18 protein-coding genes, 1 tRNA gene and 1 riboswitch are annotated in these 21,175 nt (G+C 74.3%); of the genes, 15 read left to right on the forward strand and 4 right to left on the reverse strand.

What is annotated here, in order from left to right:
• The first annotated feature begins 958 nt into the window (after positions 1 to 958).
• The 6 genes from ACFXMG_RS35460 (at position 959) to ACFXMG_RS35485 (ending at position 7,236) form a co-directional block, all read left to right on the forward strand.
• A complete protein-coding gene (locus tag ACFXMG_RS35460; RefSeq protein ID WP_383826342.1) occupies positions 959 to 1,423 on the forward strand; it encodes a hypothetical protein in 465 nt (154 codons plus the stop codon).
• Between the two features lie 208 nt (positions 1,424 to 1,631).
• Complete coding sequence (locus ACFXMG_RS35465; protein WP_383826345.1) at positions 1,632 to 3,044, forward strand: hypothetical protein; 1,413 nt, start codon at positions 1,632 to 1,634, stop codon at positions 3,042 to 3,044.
• Positions 3,045 to 3,145: 101 nt separating this feature from the next.
• Positions 3,146 to 3,829, forward strand: coding sequence for an ABC transporter ATP-binding protein (locus ACFXMG_RS35470; protein ID WP_383826348.1), 684 nt, complete (start codon positions 3,146 to 3,148; stop codon positions 3,827 to 3,829).
• A complete protein-coding gene (locus tag ACFXMG_RS35475) occupies positions 3,826 to 5,022 on the forward strand; it encodes an FtsX-like permease family protein (protein WP_383826351.1) in 1,197 nt (398 codons plus the stop codon). Before ACFXMG_RS35470 ends, ACFXMG_RS35475 begins: the two co-directional genes overlap by 4 nt.
• A gap of 101 nt (positions 5,023 to 5,123) precedes the next feature.
• The gene (locus ACFXMG_RS35480) at positions 5,124 to 6,551 is read left to right on the forward strand and encodes a diacylglycerol/lipid kinase family protein (protein ID WP_383826353.1); all 1,428 of its coding nucleotides are present in this window, start codon (positions 5,124 to 5,126) and stop codon (positions 6,549 to 6,551) included.
• Positions 6,544 to 7,236 (forward strand): phosphatase PAP2 family protein, encoded by a 693-nt coding sequence (locus ACFXMG_RS35485; protein ID WP_383826355.1) that lies wholly within the window; start codon positions 6,544 to 6,546, stop codon positions 7,234 to 7,236. Before ACFXMG_RS35480 ends, ACFXMG_RS35485 begins: the two co-directional genes overlap by 8 nt.
• 71 nt (positions 7,237 to 7,307) lie before the next feature.
• On the opposite strand, the gene ACFXMG_RS35490 is transcribed toward ACFXMG_RS35485, so the two are convergent.
• Positions 7,308 to 8,246: a sigma-70 family RNA polymerase sigma factor gene (locus ACFXMG_RS35490; protein WP_383826358.1), complete on the reverse strand. Its 939-nt coding sequence runs from the start codon at positions 8,244 to 8,246 to the stop codon at positions 7,308 to 7,310.
• A 192-nt stretch (positions 8,247 to 8,438) separates the two neighbouring features.
• Between ACFXMG_RS35490 and ACFXMG_RS35495 the strand changes: the two genes are divergently transcribed.
• The 9 genes from ACFXMG_RS35495 to ACFXMG_RS35535 all read left to right on the forward strand — a co-directional run bounded on the left by ACFXMG_RS35495 (position 8,439) and on the right by ACFXMG_RS35535 (position 17,309).
• On the forward strand, positions 8,439 to 8,933 hold the full coding sequence (locus tag ACFXMG_RS35495; RefSeq protein ID WP_383826360.1) for a rhodanese-like domain-containing protein: 495 nt from the start codon (positions 8,439 to 8,441) through the stop codon (positions 8,931 to 8,933).
• 51 nt (positions 8,934 to 8,984) lie between these two features.
• Positions 8,985 to 9,058 (forward strand) — tRNA-Met (locus tag ACFXMG_RS35500).
• A 146-nt stretch (positions 9,059 to 9,204) separates the two neighbouring features.
• Complete coding sequence (locus tag ACFXMG_RS35505; protein ID WP_383826363.1) at positions 9,205 to 9,945, forward strand: MerR family transcriptional regulator; 741 nt, start codon at positions 9,205 to 9,207, stop codon at positions 9,943 to 9,945.
• A 161-nt stretch (positions 9,946 to 10,106) separates the two neighbouring features.
• On the forward strand, positions 10,107 to 10,529 hold the full coding sequence (locus ACFXMG_RS35510; protein WP_383826365.1) for a hypothetical protein: 423 nt from the start codon (positions 10,107 to 10,109) through the stop codon (positions 10,527 to 10,529).
• A gap of 89 nt (positions 10,530 to 10,618) precedes the next feature.
• Positions 10,619 to 11,683 (forward strand): PLP-dependent cysteine synthase family protein, encoded by a 1,065-nt coding sequence (locus ACFXMG_RS35515; RefSeq protein WP_383826367.1) that lies wholly within the window; start codon positions 10,619 to 10,621, stop codon positions 11,681 to 11,683.
• A gap of 11 nt (positions 11,684 to 11,694) precedes the next feature.
• Positions 11,695 to 12,912, forward strand: a complete 1,218-nt coding sequence (locus tag ACFXMG_RS35520; RefSeq protein ID WP_383826410.1) for an MFS transporter — start codon at positions 11,695 to 11,697, stop codon at positions 12,910 to 12,912.
• 345 nt (positions 12,913 to 13,257) lie between these two features.
• The gene (locus tag ACFXMG_RS35525) at positions 13,258 to 14,589 is read left to right on the forward strand and encodes a PP2C family protein-serine/threonine phosphatase (protein WP_383826370.1); all 1,332 of its coding nucleotides are present in this window, start codon (positions 13,258 to 13,260) and stop codon (positions 14,587 to 14,589) included.
• Between the two features lie 254 nt (positions 14,590 to 14,843).
• Positions 14,844 to 14,995: riboswitch (cyclic di-AMP (ydaO/yuaA leader) on the forward strand.
• Positions 14,996 to 15,006: 11 nt separating this feature from the next.
• Positions 15,007 to 16,260, forward strand: a complete 1,254-nt coding sequence (locus tag ACFXMG_RS35530; protein WP_383826373.1) for a M23 family metallopeptidase — start codon at positions 15,007 to 15,009, stop codon at positions 16,258 to 16,260.
• A gap of 80 nt (positions 16,261 to 16,340) precedes the next feature.
• Complete coding sequence (locus tag ACFXMG_RS35535) at positions 16,341 to 17,309, forward strand: aldo/keto reductase (protein ID WP_383826375.1); 969 nt, start codon at positions 16,341 to 16,343, stop codon at positions 17,307 to 17,309.
• Here the strand turns inward: ACFXMG_RS35535 and ACFXMG_RS35540 are convergent.
• The 3 genes from ACFXMG_RS35540 to lhgO all read right to left on the reverse strand — a co-directional run bounded on the left by ACFXMG_RS35540 (position 17,306) and on the right by lhgO (position 21,149).
• The gene (locus tag ACFXMG_RS35540; protein ID WP_383826413.1) at positions 17,306 to 18,562 is read right to left on the reverse strand and encodes a PrsW family intramembrane metalloprotease; all 1,257 of its coding nucleotides are present in this window, start codon (positions 18,560 to 18,562) and stop codon (positions 17,306 to 17,308) included. The genes ACFXMG_RS35535 and ACFXMG_RS35540 overlap by 4 nt on opposite strands.
• Before the next feature lie 223 nt (positions 18,563 to 18,785).
• The gene (gene trmB, locus ACFXMG_RS35545; RefSeq protein WP_383826416.1) at positions 18,786 to 19,505 is read right to left on the reverse strand and encodes a tRNA (guanosine(46)-N7)-methyltransferase TrmB; all 720 of its coding nucleotides are present in this window, start codon (positions 19,503 to 19,505) and stop codon (positions 18,786 to 18,788) included.
• A gap of 459 nt (positions 19,506 to 19,964) precedes the next feature.
• Positions 19,965 to 21,149 (reverse strand): L-2-hydroxyglutarate oxidase, encoded by a 1,185-nt coding sequence (gene lhgO, locus ACFXMG_RS35550; RefSeq protein WP_383826378.1) that lies wholly within the window; start codon positions 21,147 to 21,149, stop codon positions 19,965 to 19,967.
• Positions 21,150 to 21,175: the final 26 nt, after the last annotated feature.

Genomic DNA, 21,175 nt, shown 5'->3' on the forward strand with positions numbered 1-21,175 from the left:
CCGTGGTTGAAGCAGGCGAGGGCCAACAGGGCGCGTAGTTCGGTCTGCTCCGGGGTGCAGCGGTCCAGACCCAGCCCGCCGGATCGATCGATTCCCGGGAGGGCGGTTGCAGGAAACTCTCCCGTGTAGCCGGCGCGGATCAGTGAGGCGGCCTTGGCTGTGGTGTGTGGCATGGCGCGATGTCCTTCGTCGCTGCCGGGTCAGCGGTGGGTCGCGTCCGTGTTCGCACATCGGGAGACATCTCAGGGGAGTCGCGGAGTGGGCGCGCCGCACCCTGGACGAGCCAGGAAACCCGGGCGACCCGCTACGTCCTCCGGGCCTCCGCGGACCGGTTGCCGTCGACGGTACCGGCGTGATCGGTGGAGTGGTCGGGCTCCACACGCTGGATTCATCCGATGGGGTGCCTCGGGGGATCGACGTCGACGGTGGGCCGCAGCGCCGTCCATGCGTGAGCGATGCGTGAGCGGACGTTCCGGCACAGCCCGGTTCCGGACGGATCGCGTGACACCGTGCACCCCGTCCGACCAGGCAACCCCGGACGGAGCGGCACCGTCCGGCATCACCCACTCAGCCCCGGCCAGGACTTTTGATCCATTGGTTGTGGGTTCGAGTCCCACACGGCCTACCGACACCCGAAGCGCCCCGACCGGTCCCCGACCGAGCGGGGCGCTCCGTCGTTCCCCGGCCCTCGCGAGGGGCGGCCATGTCCCGCCCGAGGGTGAACTCACGCGGTACGTGGCTGGCCGGAAACGGTTCTGAGCCTCCCGCGTCATGGCGTCCGTCCTGCCGCCCTTCACGCGCCATACCCGCTCCTGGCAGGGGGTTTTCCGCTTTTCTCGGGGACGTTTCTTCGCTTGCTTCCGGCCAGGTGTCGGAAGGGGGGTGATCCCTACACTCCGGTCCATTGCCGGAGGAAGCGGACCGTGCTCCGGCTCCTGGGACCCACGGGGAGAGACACATGATGAGGACCGCACAGGTCATCGGGCTGGCCGGGATTCTTGTCGCCGCCGCGACCGTACCCACGCTGGCGGTCTCCGACAGCGCGTCGGCCGCGTTGCCCGGGACGGGCGCGCGGGTCGAGGTGAACGCCTGGCACTGCAACGTTTATGCCGACAAGTGCTCCTTCAAGACCTCGACGAAGGCGCTGAAGGGATCCGCCCGGTACACGGTCAGCAAGATCACAAACGTGGCGACCGTCAAGGCCAACGGCTGGCAGGCCACGCTCTCCCTGAGCCCGAGCGGTACGCCCGTGAGCGAGAACACCCGTCAGGTCACGTGGACGAACCAGAACTCCTGGATCGCGGACATCAGCGGGATCGCCGATCCGGGGGGCTCCCTCAACTCGAGCATCACGACCTGTTCGGACGGCAGCGTCTTCAAGTCCGGGGTGAAGGCGTTCGCTTCGGCCTGCGCGAACGACTGAGCCGTTGCGTCGGGAGAGTCGGGCGAGTCGGGTGGAGGACGGGCTGCTGCCGGTGGACGAGGGGGCGTTCGGGCGGCGTAAGCGGTGGGTGTGGGGCGCGGCGGCCTTCGTGGCCGCCGGGGCGCTCGGAACGGCCTTGTACGGGGGCGGGGGAGAGGTGCGGCGACCCGGTCCGGAAGGGGGCGGGCTGGGTGCGCAGCTCAGCGGCTTGCGCGGTGCCAACGACCTGGTGCGGGCCGGGCGGGCGCAGGTCGGGCGGGAACCCGCCCTGTACCCGACCGCGTACGGGCGGCTGGAGGCCGGGGTCGGCGGGTCGGCGCCGCCGGTGCGGAGCGACGCGCTCGCCAGGCTCGCCCGCGAGGACGTCATGGACACACCCGCCTGGCAGTCCTCCTACGTGTGCCTGGCGTTGGACGGCGACGAGCGCACCGCCGTCTCCGTGGTGGACCGGGCGGGGCTCCGCCGATCGGCGGAGCGCGAGGCGCTCGCCTATCTCCGCGCGCCCGACCGGGCCGACGACGCCCCCACCTCGCTCACCACTCGCGCCGCCTTCCTGAGGACCCTCGACTGTCTGGGGCGGAGCGGGGACGTGCCGCGGGCGGCGCTGGAACGGCTGGCCGCCGACACGGCGCGCGCCGACCAGCCCGCACCCGCCCTCTACGCGGTGGAGGCACTGCGCGCCGTCGGCGTCGACGCCTCGCCCACCCGGATCCTCCGGGAAGCCGCGTCCCGCCCGTCGGCCGGCTGCGGCGGGCTCGAACCCGTCCAGAGCGCCGCGCTGACGCTCCTCGGCGGGCGGCTGGACGGGTCCACGCGCGCGTGCCTGGAGCCGGCGCTGCGGGACCCCGACCCGCAGACGCGCTGGCTCGTCCGGCGGGCACTCACCCGGGACGCTCCCCGGGCCGGGGCCGCGCTTCCCCCGCCGGCCGGTCAGGTCGGGGCGGACGGACTCGTCGCCAAGACCCCGGCTCAGATGGGGACGCTCAGTGCCACGTACGACGCCGCCCGCGCCCTCGCCGCCAGCGGGCGGGCGGGGGAGGCGCCCGGGTGGCTGGTCGCGGGCCTGCGGGAGCTCGGTTCGGCGGACGGGCTCGACCCGGCGGACCGGGTGCTGCTCGCCATGACGTGCCATCGGCTGTCCCTGGAGTGCGGTCCTCAGGCCCGGAAGGGCGCGGAGGAGGCGGCCGCGCTGGAGGTGCCGGGGAGGCTCACGTCGGCGAACCGGCGGAGCTGGTACGGGGCGATGAGCGCCCGTGCCGAGTTCGGGCTCGGGTGCCGGCCGACCGAGGTGGACCTGCCCGCCGGTGACGCCGACCTGTACCGCGTCGCCGCCGTCCTCGGCGAGGCCGGTTGTACGGAGCGGGCGGCGGAGCTGGCCGGGGGCACCGACCTCGTCGGCCGGGCCCGGCGGGCCCTGCGGGACGGGGACCTCGTGGGCGCCTCGGACGCCGTGCAGGCGGCGCTCGCCGCCGGGGTGACGGTTCCCCAGGGGTTCTGGGACGGGCTGCCCGCGCTGCTGAAGCGTCACCGGGACGCCCGGTACCCCGATCTGTACGCCGAGGCCCCGGGCGGCACCGCCTCCGCGGACGCCACCCGGGCCGCGTACCACCTCCTCGCCTGAGCGCGCCCCGCAGCGCACCGCTGCGTCGCGCGCCCGGTCAGGCCCTTCACGCCTCTGCCCGTCACCGACCGACCCGGTCCCTGCTCCCCTGAGGACGTCGAATGAAATCTGCCGCACCGCCCGTCGTCGAGGCCGAGGGGCTGGCCTTCGGGTACGCGTCCGGAGGGGGGCTCGTGCGGGCCGGGATCCGGCTGGAGGCGGGCGAGGTGGTGGCCGTCGAGGGGACGTCAGGGTCCGGGAAGAGCACGCTGATCGCGTTGCTCGGGCTGATCCTGGAGCCGTCCGGGGGGACGCTGCGCATCGCGGGCACGGAGGTGGGCGGGCTGTCGGAGGGCGAGCGGGACCTGATGCGGCGGCGGTCGATCGGGATCGTGCTCCAGGACCTCGGGCTGCTGTCGTTCCTCAACGCCTGGGAGAACGTCGCGGCCGCCTTCGGGCCCCGGTTCGCCCGGCACCAGGAGGAGTCCCGGGCGCTGTTGCGGGAGCTGGGGATGGAAGGGCTGGCCCACGCGCGCGTGGGGGAGCTCTCCGGGGGGCAGCGGCAGCGGGTCGCGGTGGCCCGGGCGGCGGTGAAGCGGCCGGTGCTCGTGCTCGCCGACGAGCCGACGTCGGGGCTCGACCCCGTGAACGCCGCGGGGGTGATGGGCGCGTTGCGTTCCTGCGCGGGACGGGGCTCCGCCGTGCTGCTCGTCACCCACGACCAGGCTGTCGCGGCCGCCTGCGACCGGCGGTACGCGCTGGAGGACGGGGTCCTCGACGGCGTGTGCGAAGGGGGGCTCGTGTGAGCCGGTGGAGTCCGTACACCTGGTGGCGGGACGGGCGGTCGCTGCGCCGTTCGCTGCCGACGCTCGCGCTGCTCGCGACGGCGGTGGGGCTCTGCGCCGGGGTGGCCGGCGGGGCCGCCGGGGCGGTCGAGCGGGACGTGCTGGGGTCCGGCGGGCTGACCCAGGTCGAGCTGGACTCCTTCGAGGGGGACGCCTCCGTCCGGCCGCTGACCGGCCCGGCGCTGCGCGAGGCCGCGCGCGTCCCCGGGGTCGAGCGGGTCGTCGCCGACCACCCGGCCACCCTGTACGCGGCGGAGGACGGCACGTACGACCTGACGAGCCGTACGCTCACGCCGGCCGACGACCTGCCCGTGGTGGCCGGCCGGATCCCCGGCGCGCTCGGCGCCCAGGACGTGGTGCTGCCCGCACGCGCGCAGGGCACCGATTTCGGGCCGCTGCTCGGGCGGACCGTCGCCTTCGGCCACACCCGCGCCATCGGTGTCTCCTCCGGGACGACGGACATCGTCCGGCTGCGGGTCGTCGCCCTGTACGACCCCGCCTGGCAGAGCGACGGGCGGGACGTGGCCTATCTCGCCGAGTCGACCGCCGCCGGGCTCGCGGCGGCGCGCGCCGGGCAGGAGACGGGGGTGTTCCGCGATCGGGAGGGCGCCGAGTCCGCCGTCGTGGTGGTCGCGCACCAGAGCCGCGTGGCGGGCGTGACCCGGGTGCTCCAGGAGAAGGGTTTCTCCGCCGCCCCCGTCTCCGACCGGGTCCGCCATCTGCCCGGCCTGTTCGGGCTCGCCTCGCTCGGGGTGCGGGCCGGTGTGCTGGTGCTCGCCGCCGGGGCGGTCGTTCTCGGAGCCGTACGGGCGGCGGACAGCGCGCGGGCGCGGCTCGGGCAGTTCGCCGTGCTGCGGGTCCTCGGAGTGGGGCGCGGCGAACTGCGGCGGATCCTGCTCGGCGAGGCGCTGCTGACGGGCGGGGTGGCGGGTGTGGTCGGCGCCGGCGCCGGGGCCCTCGGCTCGGTGCTGCTGGCCGGGCCGCTCAGCGGGCCGCTCGGGCTGCCGATCGCCCGGGCGGACGCCCTGCCCGGCCCGCACTGGGCGCTCGCCGTGCTGCTCCTGCCGGCGGCGGGGCTCGCCGTCGGGGCGCTGCTCGGCAGTCGAGAGGCGCTGCGCCGCGATCCGTACCTCACGGTGAGGGCACACACCTGAACGTCCGCACCGGCCCGGCATGATGGGCTTCCTTCGAACGGGTGCTGTCGCGGGGTGGTCCGGGGGAGCCTGGGGGAATCTGGAAGGTGGAGGTGGGGTCGGTGGACGGGGACGGTCGGTGGTGGGACGACGGCTCGGGTGCGAGTACGGCGCGGGATCTGGCGCGTTGGGCGCTGGCGGCGGCCGGGGCGGCGGTGGTGGTGTTGCTGCTGGCGCTGAGCGGTGGCGGGTTGCTCGTGCTGCTCAGTGGGCTGGTGGGGCTGGCGCTGGGGGCCGTGGGTCTGTGGTGGTTCGTGGCGCACCGGGGGGCGTTGCGGGTCGCGGGGGCGGTGTTGCTGGTGGGGGCGCCGGTCGGCGTGGTCGTGCTGTACGTGGTCGGGGGGTTGTGGCTGTTCGCGCTGACCGCGGTCGCGCTGTGGGCGGTCGCGCTCGGGTGCGCGCGGGAGGCGCTGGCGCTGCGGAAGCACGGCGCGGTCGTCGACGCGCCCGCGCCGGCCGTGGCCGCCGTCCGGCCCCGGAGGGCCGTACTGATCATGAATCCGAAGTCCGGCGGCGGGAAGGTGGAGCGGTTCGGGCTCGTGGGGAAGGCGGAACGGCTCGGTGCGCGGGTCGTGCTGCTCGATCCGTCCGAGCCCGCCGACGTCACCGCGCTCGCCCGGAAGGCCGTCGCGGACGGCGCCGACCTGCTCGGCGTCGCGGGCGGCGACGGCACCCAGGCGCTGGTCGCGGCGGTCGCCGCCGAGCACGATCTGCCCTTCCTGGTGGTCTCCGCCGGCACCCGCAACCACTTCGCCATGGACCTCGGGCTCGACCGGAACGATCCCGCGGCCTGCCTGGACGCGCTCACCGACGGCGAGGAGCTCCGCGTCGACCTCGGCACGGTCGCCGGCCGGCCCTTCGTCAACACCGTCTCGTTCGGGGTGTACGCGGACGTGGTGCAGCGGCCGGAGTACCGCGACGCCAAGGCGGAGACCGCGTTCGACGCGCTGCCCGACCTGCTCCAGGGCGGACTCGGCGACCGGCTCGACGCGACCGCCGACGCCACCGCGCTGCCGGGCCAGCAGGCGATCCTGGTCAGCAACAACCCGTACGCCGCGCCCGATCCGTTCAGCGCGGGCGCCGGGCACCGCACCCGCCTGGACAGCGGCCGGCTCGGCGTCATCGGCATCCGGGTCGACGGCGCGGCGCACGCCGCGGAACTGGCCGTGCTGGGCACCCAGTCCGCCGCGCTCAACGTCCTGACCGCGCACCGCGTCGAAGTCCATGGAGCGGTCACCAACGACGGGGTGCCCACGGCGGAGGAGACCGTACCGGTGGCCGTGGACGGGGAGGCGCTCGTCCTGCCCACCCCGGTCGTCTGCGAACTGCGGCCCCGCGCGCTGCGCGTGCTGGTGCCGCGCGCCCGGCCGGGAGTGGTTCCGCCGCCCCCGCCGTTGGACTGGCGGCGGATCATCCGGATCGCCTTCCCGGACCAGCGGTCCGGCCCTTCGAACCGTCCGAGGACCCCTACAGGAGCGGCGCATGAGTGACGAGAGCACGTACGAGGCCGGGTTCGGGCCCGGCGAGGGGTCCGGGGACGCCTCCGCGGCCGGGACCCGCACGGCGGACCCGGTGCGGCTGCGGGACCGGCCCCGGGCCGCGGTCCTCACCGCCCGGGCCGTGCTGCACGACCTGCGGGCCGTGGACGGCGCGCTGTACGGGGCGGTGGCCGCCACGCCCACGCCCGCCTTGGACCTGGGGCTGCGCCGGCTGTCGCACGCCGCCGACCACTCCAAGATCTCCTTCGCCGTCGCGGCCGGTCTCGCCCTCTTCCCGGGCCGCCCGCGCCGCGCTGCGGTCGCGGGCGTCGGCGCGATCGCGATCGCCTCGGCCACGGCCAACCTCCTCGGCAAGCGGCTGGTCCGCAGGCCGCGTCCGGACCGGGAGGCGGCCCGGGTGGTGGTCGGCCGGCACGTCCCGATGCCGGAGTCGGCCTCGTTCCCGTCCGGCCACACCGCCTCCGCGGTCGCCTTCGCCACCGCCGCGGGCGTGGCGCTGCCGCCCGCCGCGGTGCCGCTGGGGCTGCTCGCCTCCGCGGTCGGCTACTCCCGCGTCCACACCGGGGTCCACTACCCCGGCGACGTGGCCGCCGGAGCCGTCCTCGGCCTCGCCAGCGGCGCCGCCTCCCTGGCCGTCGGCGCCTCTCTGTTGCGGGCGCGTCGGGCGGCTGGCTGAGGCGAGGAGGCCGCCTGAGCGTCCGGCGTTACGTCCGGTGCCGGTTGCGCCGCTCTGGCCGGGAGGTGGGCTCAGTCCGGGTAGACGGCGCGGGCCAGGGCCTCCTCCGGGATGTCCAGGGCGGCGATGCGCTCCGGGTCGGCCAGGACGTGCAGCTGGACGATGCGGTCGCCGACGATCGTGAAGGCCATGAGCGCGGTCGGCTTGCCGTCGACGACCGACAGGACGGCCGGCTGGCCGTTGACGACGATCGACAGCGACGCCTTGCGGAAGCTCGCGTACATGACGGCCTGCCGCATGATCGACTCTGCGCCGCGCACCAGCTTGGAGGTGCCGGGGAGGAGCACCCCGCCGTCGGCGCGCAGCACCGCGTCCGGGTCGAGGACGGCGAGCAGCCCCTCGAAGTCGCCGCCCTGGGAGGCGGCGAGGAAGGCGTCGGCGATCTCCCGCTGGCGGCGCGCGTCGGGGCCGGGCCCCGGGGTGGCGTCCTGGACGCGCCGCCGCGCCCGGCTGGCCAGCTGCCGGGTCGCCGCCGGCGTACGGTCCACGATCCGCGCGATCTCGTCGAAGGAGACGGCGAACATGTCGTGCAGCACGAAGGCGAGCCGCTCGGCCGGGGCCAGCGTCTCCAGGACGATGAGCAGCGCGAGGCCGACGGACTCGGTCAGTTCGGCCGCGTGCTCGGGGTCGCCGACGCCGGGGACGTGCACGATCGGGTCCGGGACGAAGTGGTCGAGCGGGTCCTCGCGCCGGGAGCCGCGCGAGCGCAGCATGTCCAGGCAGACCCGGCCGATGACCGTGGTGAGCCAGCCGGTGAGGTTGGCGACCCCGCTCACATCGGTGCGGCTGAGCTTGAACCATGTCTCCTGGACCGCGTCCTCCGCCTCGCTGAGCGAGCCGAGCATGCGGTAGGCGACGGCCCGCAGATGCCCGCGGTCGGCGTCGAAGCGGCGCGCCAGCGCCTCCGCGTCGGCCCCGCCGCCGGTCTTCTCCACCGTGCTCTCGTCCATCCGTCGATCTCCCCCTTCGCGTCCCGTCATGCCTCCATGACGGATCAGATTCCACGGATGTGACGGCCCGCGGTCTCGTCCCGTGAGATCCACGCCGCCCGGGGGCTATCGCCCGGATTTCCCCGGCCGGAGCCCGTGACCGCCGTGGAACGCCACTTCAGGGCGATGATCATCATCCGTAGATTGATCACCATGACGACGACAGAGACCCGGGTCAACCCCGTACTGCGCACCCCGCCCGCCTCGCCCGCCGCCGCTGCCGCGTACTTCTCCGCCAGCCTGGCCTTCCACGCGGACGTCTCCGACGTGGCCTCCGTCCTGGCCGACGCCCGCGCCACCGGCACCGACCCCGGCTTCGTGGTGATCGACACCCGCTCGACCGCCTCCTGGGACCAGGGACACATCCCCGGCGCCGTCCACCTCCCCACCGCTCTCATCCCCGAGCAGGCGGACCAGCTCCTCGACCGGTCCGTCCCGGTCGTCACCTACTGCTGGGGCCCCGGCTGCAACGGCGCCACGCGCGCGGCGCTCGCCCTCGCCGAGCTGGGCTTCCAGGTGAAGGAGATGCTCGGAGGCTTCGAGTACTGGGCGCGCGAGGGCTTCGCGTACGAGACCTGGGAGGGCCCCGCGCAGCAGGCCGCGGACCCGCTGACGGCGCCGGTCGACGCCGAGGACTGCGGCTGCTGAGGAATCGATTTCGGGTTTCCGCCCTCCATGCCGTAGAGTCGTGTTTACCGACGCGGGGTGGAGCAGCTCGGTAGCTCGCTGGGCTCATAACCCAGAGGTCGCAGGTTCAAATCCTGTCCCCGCTACTCAGTAGCACGAAGGCCCGGATCGTATCCATACGATCCGGGCCTTCGGCGTTTCCCGGCCTGGCCCCGCCCGGATCGTGTCGTGCCCCGTGGATTCCGGACGACGGTTTGACCTTTACGCAGCGTCAAGTTCTACCGTTCTGGACATGGAGTGGTCGATCCAGGAGATCGCCAGGAAGGCCGGCACCACCAGCCGCACGCTCCGCCACTACGGCGAGCTGGGGCTGCTGGAGCCGAGCCGGATCGGCGCGAACGGTTACCGGTACTACGACCAGGCGGCGCTCGTCCGGCTGCAACGGATCCTGTTGCTGCGCGAGCTCGGGCTCTCGCTGCCCGCCATCGCCGAGGTCCTCGAAGGCCAGCGGGACACCTCGGCCGCCCTGCGCACGCATCTGGCCCTCCTCCAGCAGGAGCGCGAGCGCATCGGGCGGCAGATCGAGGCCGTACGGACCACTCTCCACAAGACCGAGAGAGGAGAACAGCTCATGGCCGAGGAAGTCTTCGACGGCTTCGATCACACGGAGTACGAGGCGGAGGTCACCGAACGGTGGGGCCGCGCGGCGTACGAGCAGGGCGACCGCTGGTGGCGTTCGCTCGGCGAGGCCGAGAAGAAGGAGTTCATGGAGACGCAGGCCGCCATAGCCCGCGACTTCGGCGCCGCCGCGGCGGCCGGGCTCGCGGCGGACAGCGACGAGGTCCAGGCGCTGGCCCGCCGGCAGTACGAGTGGCTGTCGATCACCACCAGGCCGACGAAGGAGTACCTGATCGGGCTCGGCCAGATGTACGTCGACGACCCCAGGTTCACCAAGAACTACGACCGGCACGGCGAGGGCACCGCCGTCCTGGTGCGCGACGCCCTGACGGTGTGGGCCGAGCGGAACCTGTGAGGTCCGAGGCGGAGCGGCGGTTGCGGCTGCACGCGCGCGTGCGACCGCGTGATCGCCTGCACCCGCGCCCGCGCCCGAAGTAAACGCTGGCCGAAACCGTGCCGCTCCGCCGCGCTTCCCTTTGCGCGGGGGTGAAAGCGGAACGTAACGTCGTGAGCGCTATGCGTGACACGCGTGTGACGGACGGGCGAGGAGCAGCAGGAGGACGGGCGCCCGTCCTCCTGCTGCTCCTCGCGCTCGTCGCGCTCTTCGCGGGGCTCTGCCACGGAATCCCGGGCCACATGGAGCCCGCCGCGCCGGGCCACGCGGCCACCGGCGCGACCGTCGCCGTCGTCGGCCCCGTCCACGGGCCCTCCGCGCACGGCTGCGGGGAGGGCGGCGAGGGCCATGTCGTCGAGCTGCCGGTCTCCGCGCAGACGGCCACAGCCCCGCAGCTCGATCCGCCGGGGCCCGGCGAGGTCGTCACCCTCGCCCGCACCACCCCGCTGCCGCCCGCGGCGGACCTGCGGCACGCCCGCACCCGGGCGGGGCCCTGCCCCGCGCCCGGACTGCTGCTCATCGCCCTCGGAGTGGACCGGAACTGAGTGCACCGGAAGTGAACGCCGCCCGTCGTCGCCCGTGACGGCCGGGCCACCCTCCCTTCCGGCGCACCACCCACTCCGAGGACATCTCCATGCCTGTGCCTGTGCCCCTGTACGCCCCCACGCCTCCGCGCCCGCATCCGACCGTCGGCAACACGCCCGTCCTGTGGACCGACGACGGCTACTGGGCCAAGCTCGAAGGCTTCAACGCCGGCGGCATCAAGGACCGCCCCGCGCTCCACATGGTCGAGGAGGCCCGCCGCCGGGGCGACCTGCGGCCCGGCGCCCCCGTCGTCGAGTCGACCTCCGGCACCCTCGGGCTCGGACTCGCCCTCGCCGGGGTGCTCCACGGGCACCCCGTGCACGTCGTCACCGACCCCGGCCTGGAGCCGATCGTCGAGCGGATGCTCGTCGCCCACGGCGCCACCGTGCACGTCGTCACCGAGCCCTGCCCGCGCGGCGGCTGGCAGCAGGCCCGCAAGGACCGGGTCGCCGAACTCCTCGCCCTCCTCGACGGGGCCTGGTGGCCCGACCAGTACGGGAACCCCGACAACCCCGCCGCCTACGCCGGGCTCGCCGCCGAACTCTCCGCGCAGCTCGACCGGATCGACGTGCTCGTCTGCGCGGTCGGCACCGGCGGCCACTCGGCCGGCATCGCCCGCGCGCTGCGCGCCACCAGCAGCCCCGCCCTGGAGCTGGTCGGCGTCGACTCCATCCGCTCCACCGTCTTCGGCCTGCCCGCCGGGGAGCGGCTGATGCGCGGGCTCGGCTCCTCCATCCACCCGGCCAACGTCGACCACGCGGCCTTCGACGAGGTCCACTGGGTGGCCCCGGCCGAGGCGGTCCGCTCGGCCCGGCGGCTCGCCGCCCGCCAGTACGCCACCGGCGGCTGGAGCGTCGGCGCGGTCGCGCTCGTGGCCGGCTGGCTGGCCCGCACGCGCCCGCGTGGAACCCGTATCGCCGCCGTCTTCCCCGACGGCCCGCAGCGCTACTTCGACACCGTCTTCAACGACGCCTACTGCGCCGCCCATGGCCTCCTCGACGGACCCGTACGCGACGAACCGGCCGTGTACGAGGGCCCGGAGGGGGTCGACGGGTGGACCCGACGGGTCCTGGACCGGCGGGCCCTGGACCGGCGGACGGGGTCGGGGCGTTGAGCACCAAGGGCATGGCCGCTCTTTCGCCACCTCCCCGTGGCGGGGTCTGGAAGCGGAGCCGTACCTTCGATCCGGCCGTCCGGCTGCTCTTCCTCAACCAGCTCACCATCAACCTCGGCTTCTACATGCTGATGCCCTATCTGGCCGCGCATCTGGCCGGCGGGCTCGGGATGGCGGCCTGGGCGGTCGGGCTCGTCCTCGGGGTCCGGAACCTCTCCCAGCAGGGGATGTTCCTCGTCGGCGGGGCGCTCGCGGACCGGCTCGGCTTCAAGCCGCTCATCGTGGCGGGGTGCGCGCTGCGGACCGTCGGCTTCGGGGCGCTCGCGTTCGCCCAGTCGCTGCCCGTCCTGATCGCCGCCTCGCTCGCCACCGGCCTCGCGGGCGCGCTCTTCAACCCGGCCGTGCGCGCGTGCCTGGCGGCGGAGGCGGGGGAGGAGCGCCGGGTGGAGGCGTTCGCGCTGTTCAACGCGTACTACCAGGCGGGCATCCTGCTCGGCCCGCTCGTCGGGGTGGCGCTCACCGGGGTCTCGTTCCGGCTGACGTGCGTGGCCGCGGCCCTGCTCTTCCTCGGGCTGACCCTGGTCCAGCTGCGGCACCTGCCCGTCTCGGCGGGCGGCGGGCGGCCGGAGCCGGAGGAGGGCGGGGCCCGGGGCCAGTTCCGTACCGTCCTCGGCAACCGCGTCTTCTGGCTCTTCTCGCTCGCCATGACCGGCTCGTACGTGCTCTCCTTCCAGGTCTATCTGGCGCTGCCGCTCGCGGCGGGCGGCACGGGCGTGACGACCGCGCTCTTCGTCGTCTCCGCGCTCGTCGCGCTCGCCGGGCAGCTGCGGATCACCGCCTGGTGCGCGGCCCGGCTCTCCCGCGAGCGGAGCCTCGTCCTCGGCCTCGCGCTGATGGGCGGCGCCTTCCTGCTCCCGGCGGTCCTCGGCCGGGGCGCCCCGGCGCTGCTGCTGTGCGCGGCGGTCCTCGCGGTGGCGAACGCGGTGCTCTACCCGTACGAGATGGACACCGTCGTCGCCCTCTCCCGGGGCCGCTGGGTGGCCACCCACTACGGGCTCTACAACACCGTCTGCGGAATCGGCATCACGCTCGGAAACCTCGGCACGGGCGCCCTGCTCGACGTCACGGGCTGGACGGCCGCCCCCTGGCTGGCCCTCTGCGCGGTCGGCCTGACCTGCGCGGCGGCGGTCGCGTGGCTGGGGAGGGGCGGGCGCCTGCGGACGGAGTAGCCGGACGGAGTGGGCGGACGGAGTAGGGGACCTGTCCGGGTACGCCGTACGGGGGCCTGGCCGGGTATGTCGTACGGGGGTCTGGCCGGGTATGTCGTACGGGGGTCTGGCCGGGTACGCCGTACGGGGGCCTGGCCGGGTATGTCGTACGGGGCCTGCCCCGGTACGCCGTACGGGACCTGGCCCAGTCCGCCGTACGGCCCCGGGCACGCGCGCGTACGCCGGTCGGACGCCCGCCGGTCGCCGGGCGGCGTTCGGGCGGGGAACCTGGAGGATGTGCGGTCGCGGGTCCCGGCCCGGGGCGCACGGCCCGGTGGCGGGCCCCGACCGGTCAGGAGTACTCAGGTGGCGCAGCCTCGGGGAGCGGCGGGCGGTGGGCGGCGGGGCGAGGACACCCGCGGTCGTATCGCCCGCTCCGCCGCGCCCAAGGGGCCGGGTCTCAACGGGGCCAAGGGATCAGGTCCCAGGAGACCGGGTCCCAAGGGGGCAAAGGGATCAGGTCCCAAGGGGCCGTACGGGCGCGAGCCGCTGCCGGTCCTGCCCGTCCCCTACGGGGGCACCCGCAGGTTCCTGCGGGCGCTGCCGCCGCTGATCATCGTGGGCGGGGCGGTCTTCGACCTGTCCACCCCGCCCTCGTACACCGCCGCGCCGCTCTTCTCCGCCGCCCCGCTGGTCGCCGCCCCGTTCTTCTCCCGGCTCACGACCCTGCTGACCGGGCTGGCGGCGATCCTCGCCTCGGTCGGGCTGCACGCGTACAACGACACGCTCTCCGACGTGCCCTCGCTCACCGAGACCCTGACGGTGGTGACCGTCTCGGCGCTCGCGATGCTGATCAACCTGGTGGTGCGGCGCAGCGGCGAGCGGCTCGCCTCGGCGCGGGTGATCGCGGAGGCCGCGCAGCGGGCGGTGCTCCCGATGCCGGCGGAGCGGATCGCGGGGCTCCAGTGCGCGGCCCGGTACGAGGCGGCGCAGGCGGACGCGTTCATCGGCGGCGACCTGTTCGCGGTGCAGGACACCCCCTACGGGGTGCGGCTGGTGGTCGGGGACGTACGGGGCAAGGGGATGGACGCGGTGGAGGCGGTCGCCGTCGTCATCGGCGCGTTCCGGGAGGCGGCCGAGCAGGAGGCGACCCTGGAGGGGGTGGCGGCGCGGCTCGAACGGGCCCTCACGCGCGAGGGGACCCGGCGCGAGGGTCTGGACGCCTTCGAGGGGTTCACGACGGCGGTGATCGCCGAGATCCCGCGCGAGGGCGGGGTCGTACGGATCGTGAACCGGGGGCATCCGCCGCCGCTCCTGCTGCACGGGGACGGGCACCTGGAGCCGGCCGAGCCGGCGGAACCGGCGCTGCCGCTCGGGATGGGGGAGCTGTCGGTCTGGCCGGACCGGGCCGACGAGCGGCCGTACCCGCCGGGCGCGACGCTGCTGTTCTACACGGACGGCCTGTCGGAGGCGCGGGACGCGGACGGCGTCTTCTACGACCCGGCGGCCCGGCTCGCCGGGGCGGTCTTCCCCGGGCCCGAGGAGCTGCTCGACGCGCTCGTGGACGACGTGCGGCGGCACACGGGCGGCGGTTCGACGGACGACATGGCGCTGCTCGCGGTGAGCCGCCCGGCGACCGGGGCGCCGGAGCGGCGCCGGACGATGCCGGTGGTTCCACCCGGCCCGTCGTACCGCTGAGACCCCTGAGAGGCCCTGAGAGGCCCCCGAGAGGCGGTACTCACCGTCCGTGGTCGGGGGGTGTCACAGCGATAACAATTGACACAACATCAGATTCCGAGGGTTTGACGGTCCTTCACTGAAGGGGGGTCAACTCGGGCGAATCCCTGTCAATTCAATGAATGATCAAGGGGAACGGCTTGGAATCGGACCGCCGTGTCTATTAACGTTCGATAACGCAGCGCGGTCGTCCCAGCCGTCGCAAGAGACGGCTCCGTGCGCACGCGCCGAATCCCGTAAGGGAACCGGGGAACCAACCCTTGGGGTGAATCGGGCCCCTCGCACATCCCCCGTGCGAACACGCCCGTAGGAGACCTTCCTGCTCCGAACCCGTCAGCTAACCCGGTAGGCGAGAAGGAAGGAAAGGAGCGCGCCTCCGTGGCGTCCAACACCCCCGTACCCGGAGCCCCCTTCGAACCCTTCGGCGGCCCGGGTGCCGTCGGAGCGGACGACCCGGCGGGCTCCGCGCCGGTCGCGTACGACACCGCCTCCTTCACCCCGGCGCCCGGGGAATGGAACCCGACCGAGGGCTCCCTGCGCGCCGAGAGCCGCGCCGGCGGCCGCCACCGGGTCGTGAAGCAGCGCTCCAACTTCGCCCGCTCCTCCACCGTCCTCGGCGTCGGCGTCATCGCCGCCGTCGGCGCGGGCGGCCTCGCCACCGCGCAGGAGAAGCCCCCGGTCGCGATATCGCTCCCGGACCTGCCCGACCTGCCCGACCTGGGTCTGCCGGACGCCCACGACCTTCCGGGCGTCGGCGACCTCCTCCCGGGCGGCGACGAGGAGACCTCCCAGGTACGGGACTCCGCGCCGGTCGCCGCGGGCGGCGCCGCCGCGAAGCCGCTGACCTCGATCACGTACAACGCCCCGGCCGACACCGCGACCACCGCCGGTTTCGGCACGGGGACCGGCGCCGGGACGGGCGGCGGCACCGGCACCGCCACCGTGGAGCGCACCGCCTCCACCGCCGACGCCGGCGAGGCCCTGCGCGCCCGCATCCTCCAGCAGGCCGAACAGCAGCAGCAGGCCGCCGTCGACGCTGAGAAGCAGGCCGCCGAGAAGGCCGCCGCCGAGAAGGCCGCGGCGGACGCCAAGGCCAAGGCGGACGCCGCCGCGAAGGCCGAGGCCGAGGCGAAGGCCAAGGCGGAGGCGGAGCGGATCGCTGCCGAGAAGGCCGAGGCCGAGCGCATCGCCGCCGAGAAGGCGGAGGCCGAGCGGCTCGCCAAGCTGGCCGCCAGCTACTCCATGCCGCTCTCGTCGTACACGCTCACCTCCACCTACATGCAGTCCGGCTCGATGTGGTCCTCCGGCTACCACACCGGCCTCGACTTCGCCGCGCCCACCGGCACCCCGCTGAAGGCGGTGCACGGCGGCACGATCAAGTCGGCCGGCTGGTCCGGCTCGTACGGCTACCGGATCGTCCTGGAGCTGGAGGACGGCACCGAGGTCTGGTACTGCCACCTCTCCTCGATGACCGTCGGCGCGGGCCAGACCGTCACCACGGGCGAGACCATCGGCCGCGTCGGCGCCACCGGCAACGTGACCGGCCCCCACCTCCACCTGGAGGTCCACACCCCCGACGGCTCGGGCATCGACCCGGCGGAGTGGCTGCGCTCCAAGGGCCTGTCGATCTGAGGGACGGCCATGAGCCTTCCGGTCGGGGATCAGGCTCCCCGATCGGAATATGCCCGGCGGCGCACGGAGTTGAGTTCTGCATGACCTCACCTCTGCGCCCGCTGGGCACCTCCGACCTGCACGTCTTCCCGCTCGCCCTCGGCGGCAACGTCTTCGGCTGGAGTGCCGACGAGGCGCAGTCCTTCGCCGTCCTCGACGCCTACGCGGCCGCGGGCGGCAATTTCGTGGATACCGCCGATGCCTATTCCGAGTGGGTCGAGGGCAACGAGGGCGGGGAGTCCGAGACGATCATCGGCCGCTGGCTGACCGCCCGGGGCAACCGCTCCGACCTCGTCGTCGCCACCAAGGTCGGCGCCCATTCCCGCCTCAAGGGCCTGAGCGCCACCACCATCAAGGCCGGCGCGGAGGAGTCCCTGCGCCGCCTCGGCACCGACTACATCGATCTGTACTACACGCACTTCGACGACGAGTCCGTGCCGGTGGAGGAGATCGTCACCGCCCTCGACCAGCTCGTGAGGGACGGCAAGGTGCGTGCCGTCGCCGCGTCCAACATCTCCCCCGAGCGGCTGCGGGCCTCCCTCGACTTCGCCGAGGCCGAGGGGCTCGCCCGGTACGTGGCGCTCCAGCCCGAGTACAACCTCGTGTCCCGCGAGAAGTACGAAGGCGCGCTCCTCGACACGGCCGCCGACACGGGTCTCGCCGCCGTCCCGTACTACGGTCTCGCCGCCGGGTTCCTCACCGGCAAGTACCGGCCGGGCCGGACCGTCGAGAGCGTCCGCGCCTACCGCGCCTCCGAGCTCGCCGAGACCGCGCGCGGTCAGGCCGTGCTCGCCGCCCTCGACGAGGTCGCCGAGGCCCACGGCGCCGAGCCCGCGACCGTCGCCCTCGCCTGGCTCGCCTCCCGCCCCACGGTCGCCGCGCCGATCGCCTCGGCCCGCACGGTCGAGCAGCTCCCCGCCCTGGTCGCGGTGGCGGACCTGACGCTGACGGAGGCCGAACTGGCCCGTCTGACGGCCGCGTCCGAGACAGTGGAGACGCCGGAGGGCTAACCCTTGTAGGGGTTGTAGCCGCCGTAGTCGAGGTACTGCGGCGGCACCCACACCCGGCCGGTGGCCCGCGCCGCGTACGAGAGCGCGGGCGAGGCCGTGGCCCGGCGCTCCCACAGGTGGTGCAGCAGCTCCTGCTCGCGCGCGGCGAAGTCCGGCACCGGGACCGTGCCCCGGCGGGCCCGCTCGCGCAGGAAGGCGAGGGTCGTGGCGAAGGACTCGTACTCGCCGACCGCCCGCGCCCCCGCCTTGCCGTACGTACGGGACGCCACCGCCCGCGCGGTGCGGCGGGCCCGCATCGAGGAGAGCGCCAGCGGCTCCTCCGGGGAGAGCCAGCCCGCCGCCGCGTAGGCCGGGAGCACCCCGGCTATCGTGCGCAGCTCCTTCTGCCGGCTCCACACCGCGAGCCAGGTGAGCAGCCCGAAGGCCGGGACCATGAAGACCGCGTACACGGCGTAGAAGGCGAGCGCGCCGCCGAAGGTCGCCGAGCCGTTCCACAGCGCGTGCACGCCCATCGAGAGCAGCAGCCCGGAGAGCGGCAGCAGCACGCGGCGCAGCCGCCTGCCGCGCGGGGCGAGCGCGGCCAGGCCGAAGCCGATGCCGGTGAGCACGGTGAAGAGCGGGTGCGCGAAGGGCGACATCACGACGCGGACGAAGAAGGTGCCCGCGGTGACGGCGCCGATGCCGCCGTCGCCGAGGTCCTGGTCCTCCCCGAAGGCGTTGCCGAGGTAGAGGATGTTCTCGGTGAACGCGAAGCCGGTCGAGGTGAAGCCGGCGATCACCACCCCGTCGACCAGGCTCCGGAAGTCCCGCCGCCGGAAGAGGAAGAGCAGCAGGATCGCGGCGGCCTTCGCGGTCTCCTCCACCACCGGGGCGATCACGGTCGCGCCCAGGTCGTCGGCCGAGCCCGGATCGGCGGTCGCGGTGGCGATCCAGCGGACGGCGAAGGAGTTCGCGAGGATCGCGACCAGGGCGGCGGCGAACGCGCCCCACGCGAAGGCGAACAGCAGGTTCTTCCACGGAGCCGGCTCGACCCGGTCGAGCCAGCGGAACGCCGCCATGAGCAGCGGTACGGGAAGGATCGCGAGCCCCAGCCCGACGAGGAACCCCTCCGTGCCGGTCTGCTCGCGCACCAGCGCCAGGATCACCAGGGCGCAGAGCGTGAGGAGCGTGATCAGCGCGACGGCCCGGACGACCCGGCTCCGCCAGAAGGCCCGCCGGGGCCGGTACCGCCACTGGCTCCGGTCGGCGGCCACGGCGAACGACGGCTCGTCCCCGTCACGGACGGGGACATGGCTCTCGACCGCCGGGGGTCCGGCCTGCGACGGCAGGAGGGAGCCGACCGGCAGCTCTGGCGGTGTGGGTGGTGTGGGCGACTCGGAGGACGGCAGGGGTTGCGACACGCCTCGACCCTAGCGACCGTCACCGACAGGGGCGATGGACTTGTGGACTTGTGGACGGCGGTCGCCGCCGCCGGTGCTACTTCCTGCGGAAGAGCAGGTCGTGGACGACGTGGCCCTTGTCCAGGCCCTGGCCCTCGAAGCGGGTGAGCGGGCGGAAGTCGGGGCGGGGGGCGTAGCCGCCGTCCGCGGCGGTGTTCTCGAAGTCGGGGTGCCCGGACAGCACCTCCAGCATCTGCTCCGCGTACGGCTCCCAGTCCGTGGCGCAGTGCAGTACGCCGCCGGGCTTCAGCCGGGTCGCCAGGAGGGTCAGGAACTCGGGCTGGATGAGGCGCCGCTTGTGGTGCCGCTTCTTGGGCCACGGGTCCGGGAAGTAGACGCGGCAGCCGTCGAGGGAGGCGGGGTCGAGCATCTCGCGCAGGAGGATGATCGCGTCGCCGTTGGCGACCCGGACGTTGGTCAGTCCGTTGCGGTCGGCGAGTCCGAGGAGGTTGCCCTGGCCGGGGGTGTGCACGTCGATGGCGAGGATGCCGGTGCCGGGGTCGGCGGCGGCCATCTGCGCGGTCGCCTCGCCCATTCCGAAGCCGATCTCCAGGACGACGGGCAGTCCGCCGAACATCTCGCGGAGGTCCAGGACCCGCTTGCCGTCGATGTCCAGGCCCCAGTCGGGCCACCGCTTCAGCATCGCCTCGGCCTGCCCGGCGGTCACGCGGCTGCGCCGCGGCTGGAAACTGCGGATCCGCCGCTCGAAGTGCGCGCCCGCGGGGTCGGGGGAGGGGCCTTCGCCGGGTGCGAACATGCGGCTGCCGAGGCGGGGCCCCGGCTCGATGCGATTCTCCTGCTGCTCAAACACAATGCCCCCACTTTACGACCCCAAGCCCACGCAGCCGCCGCGCCCAGCCGCCCAGCCGGGGCGGTACCCACGGCGCGCCGGGCGGCCGCCGTCGTTTCGTTGTGGGCATACGTTCCGCTAGGGCGGAACGGGTGGGCACAACGGAACGGCACCCTTCGCGGGTGCCTCCGCACACGTTCCTGACCCGCACCACTTGTGCACCGCGCTACGGGTGCGGGTTCAGGCGCGGAAAGCCTTGGCCCGGCAGGGGGCGCCGTCCCGTGTGCCCACCCGTCCCGCCCTGCGGGACGCCTGCCCACACGGGGGGTGGGTGCAGCGGGGGTGCCGCCCGCACTGGTGCCTGGCGCGTGGCCGGACCCGACGGGTGGGCACCGCCCTTGCGGGACGCCTGCCGACACGGGGGGCTTAGAGGTGCGGCAGGGTTCGGGTGGCGATTTCTTGGCCTATGGGGAGGGAGGCTGTCGCGGCGGGGGAGGGGGCGTTCAGGACGTGCACCGTGCGCGGCCCCTCCCGGATGAGGAAGTCGTCCACCAGCGTCCCGTCCCGCAACACCGCCTGCGCCCGCACCCCCGCCGCCGCCGGCCGCAGGTCGGACTCCTCGACGCCGGGCAGCAGCCGCCGCACCGCCTCGGTGAAGGCCCGCTTCGACAGGGAGCGGCGCAGCTCGCCCGCACCGTACCGCCAGTGGCGCCGCGCGATGGCCCAGGAGCCGGGCCACGCGAGCGTGCCGGTGAGCTCGCCGGGGCGGACGACCCCCCAGTCGTACCCCTCGCGCGCGAGCGCCGGTACCGCGTTCGGCCCGATGTGGACGCCGCCGTCGATGCCGCGCGTGAGGTGCACGCCGAGGAACGGGAAGGCGGGGTCCGGCACCGGATAGACCAGGCCCCGCACCAGCGAGGGATCGGCCAGCTCGTAGTACTCGCCGCGGAAGGGGACGATCCGCATGCCCGGGTCGTCCCCGGCGAGCCGCGCGATCCGGTCGCAGTGCAGCCCCGCGCAGTTCACCAGGACCTTGCCGCGCAGGATCCGCTGGTCGGCGGTGCGCACGGCGACGCCCCACGGGCGCCGGTCGATCGCGGTGACCTCCGCGCCGTACAGGATCTCCGCGCCGGAGGACTCGGCGAGCCGCTGGGCGACCGCCTTGTAGTCGACGATGCCGGTGGTGCCGACGTGGATGGCGGCGAGCCCTCGCACCCGGGGCTCGTACTCGGCGATCTGCGCCGCGCCGAGCTCGCGTACCGGAATGCCGTTCTCCCGCCCGCGCTGGACCAGCGCGTGCAGCCGGGGCAGCTCCTCGCGCGCGGTGGCGACGACGAGCTTGCCGGTCACCTGGTGCGGGATGCCCCACTCCGCGCAGAACTTGACCATCTCGGCCGCGCCCTCGACGGCGAACCGCGCCTTCAGGGAGCCGGGCCGGTAGTAGATGCCACTGTGGATGACCCCGCTGTTGCGCCCGGTCTGGTGGCGCGCGGGGCCCTCCTCCTTCTCCAGGACGGCGACGCGGGTGCCGGGGGCGGCGCGCTGGAGCGCGTACGCCGTCGACAGACCGACGATCCCGCCGCCGATCACCAGCACGTCACAGTCAAACACCAGCGCCACCTCCCACCCCTGATAGT

Origin of the sequence: Streptomyces sp. NPDC059201 (assembly GCF_042754585.1) — a bacterium.
Classification (GTDB): Bacteria; Actinomycetota; Actinomycetes; order Streptomycetales; family Streptomycetaceae; genus Streptomyces.

What these genes read in the sequence shown, in the direction of transcription:
- ACFXMG_RS35460 (WP_383826342.1), top strand. Translation starts at nt 959, where the DNA reads ATGATGAGGACCGCACAGGTCATCGGGCTGGCCGGGATTCTTGTCGCC.
- ACFXMG_RS35470 (WP_383826348.1), top strand. Translation starts at nt 3,146, where the DNA reads ATGAAATCTGCCGCACCGCCCGTCGTCGAGGCCGAGGGGCTGGCCTTC.
- ACFXMG_RS35485 (WP_383826355.1), top strand. Translation starts at nt 6,544, where the DNA reads ATGAGTGACGAGAGCACGTACGAGGCCGGGTTCGGGCCCGGCGAGGGG.
- ACFXMG_RS35490 (WP_383826358.1), bottom strand. Translation starts at nt 8,246, where the DNA reads ATGGACGAGAGCACGGTGGAGAAGACCGGCGGCGGGGCCGACGCGGAG.
- ACFXMG_RS35495 (WP_383826360.1), top strand. Translation starts at nt 8,439, where the DNA reads ATGACGACGACAGAGACCCGGGTCAACCCCGTACTGCGCACCCCGCCC.
- ACFXMG_RS35505 (WP_383826363.1), top strand. Translation starts at nt 9,205, where the DNA reads ATGGAGTGGTCGATCCAGGAGATCGCCAGGAAGGCCGGCACCACCAGC.
- ACFXMG_RS35510 (WP_383826365.1), top strand. Translation starts at nt 10,107, where the DNA reads ATGCGTGACACGCGTGTGACGGACGGGCGAGGAGCAGCAGGAGGACGG.
- ACFXMG_RS35515 (WP_383826367.1), top strand. Translation starts at nt 10,619, where the DNA reads ATGCCTGTGCCTGTGCCCCTGTACGCCCCCACGCCTCCGCGCCCGCAT.
- ACFXMG_RS35520 (WP_383826410.1), top strand. Translation starts at nt 11,695, where the DNA reads ATGGCCGCTCTTTCGCCACCTCCCCGTGGCGGGGTCTGGAAGCGGAGC.
- ACFXMG_RS35535 (WP_383826375.1), top strand. Translation starts at nt 16,341, where the DNA reads ATGACCTCACCTCTGCGCCCGCTGGGCACCTCCGACCTGCACGTCTTC.
- trmB (WP_383826416.1), bottom strand. Translation starts at nt 19,505, where the DNA reads ATGTTCGCACCCGGCGAAGGCCCCTCCCCCGACCCCGCGGGCGCGCAC.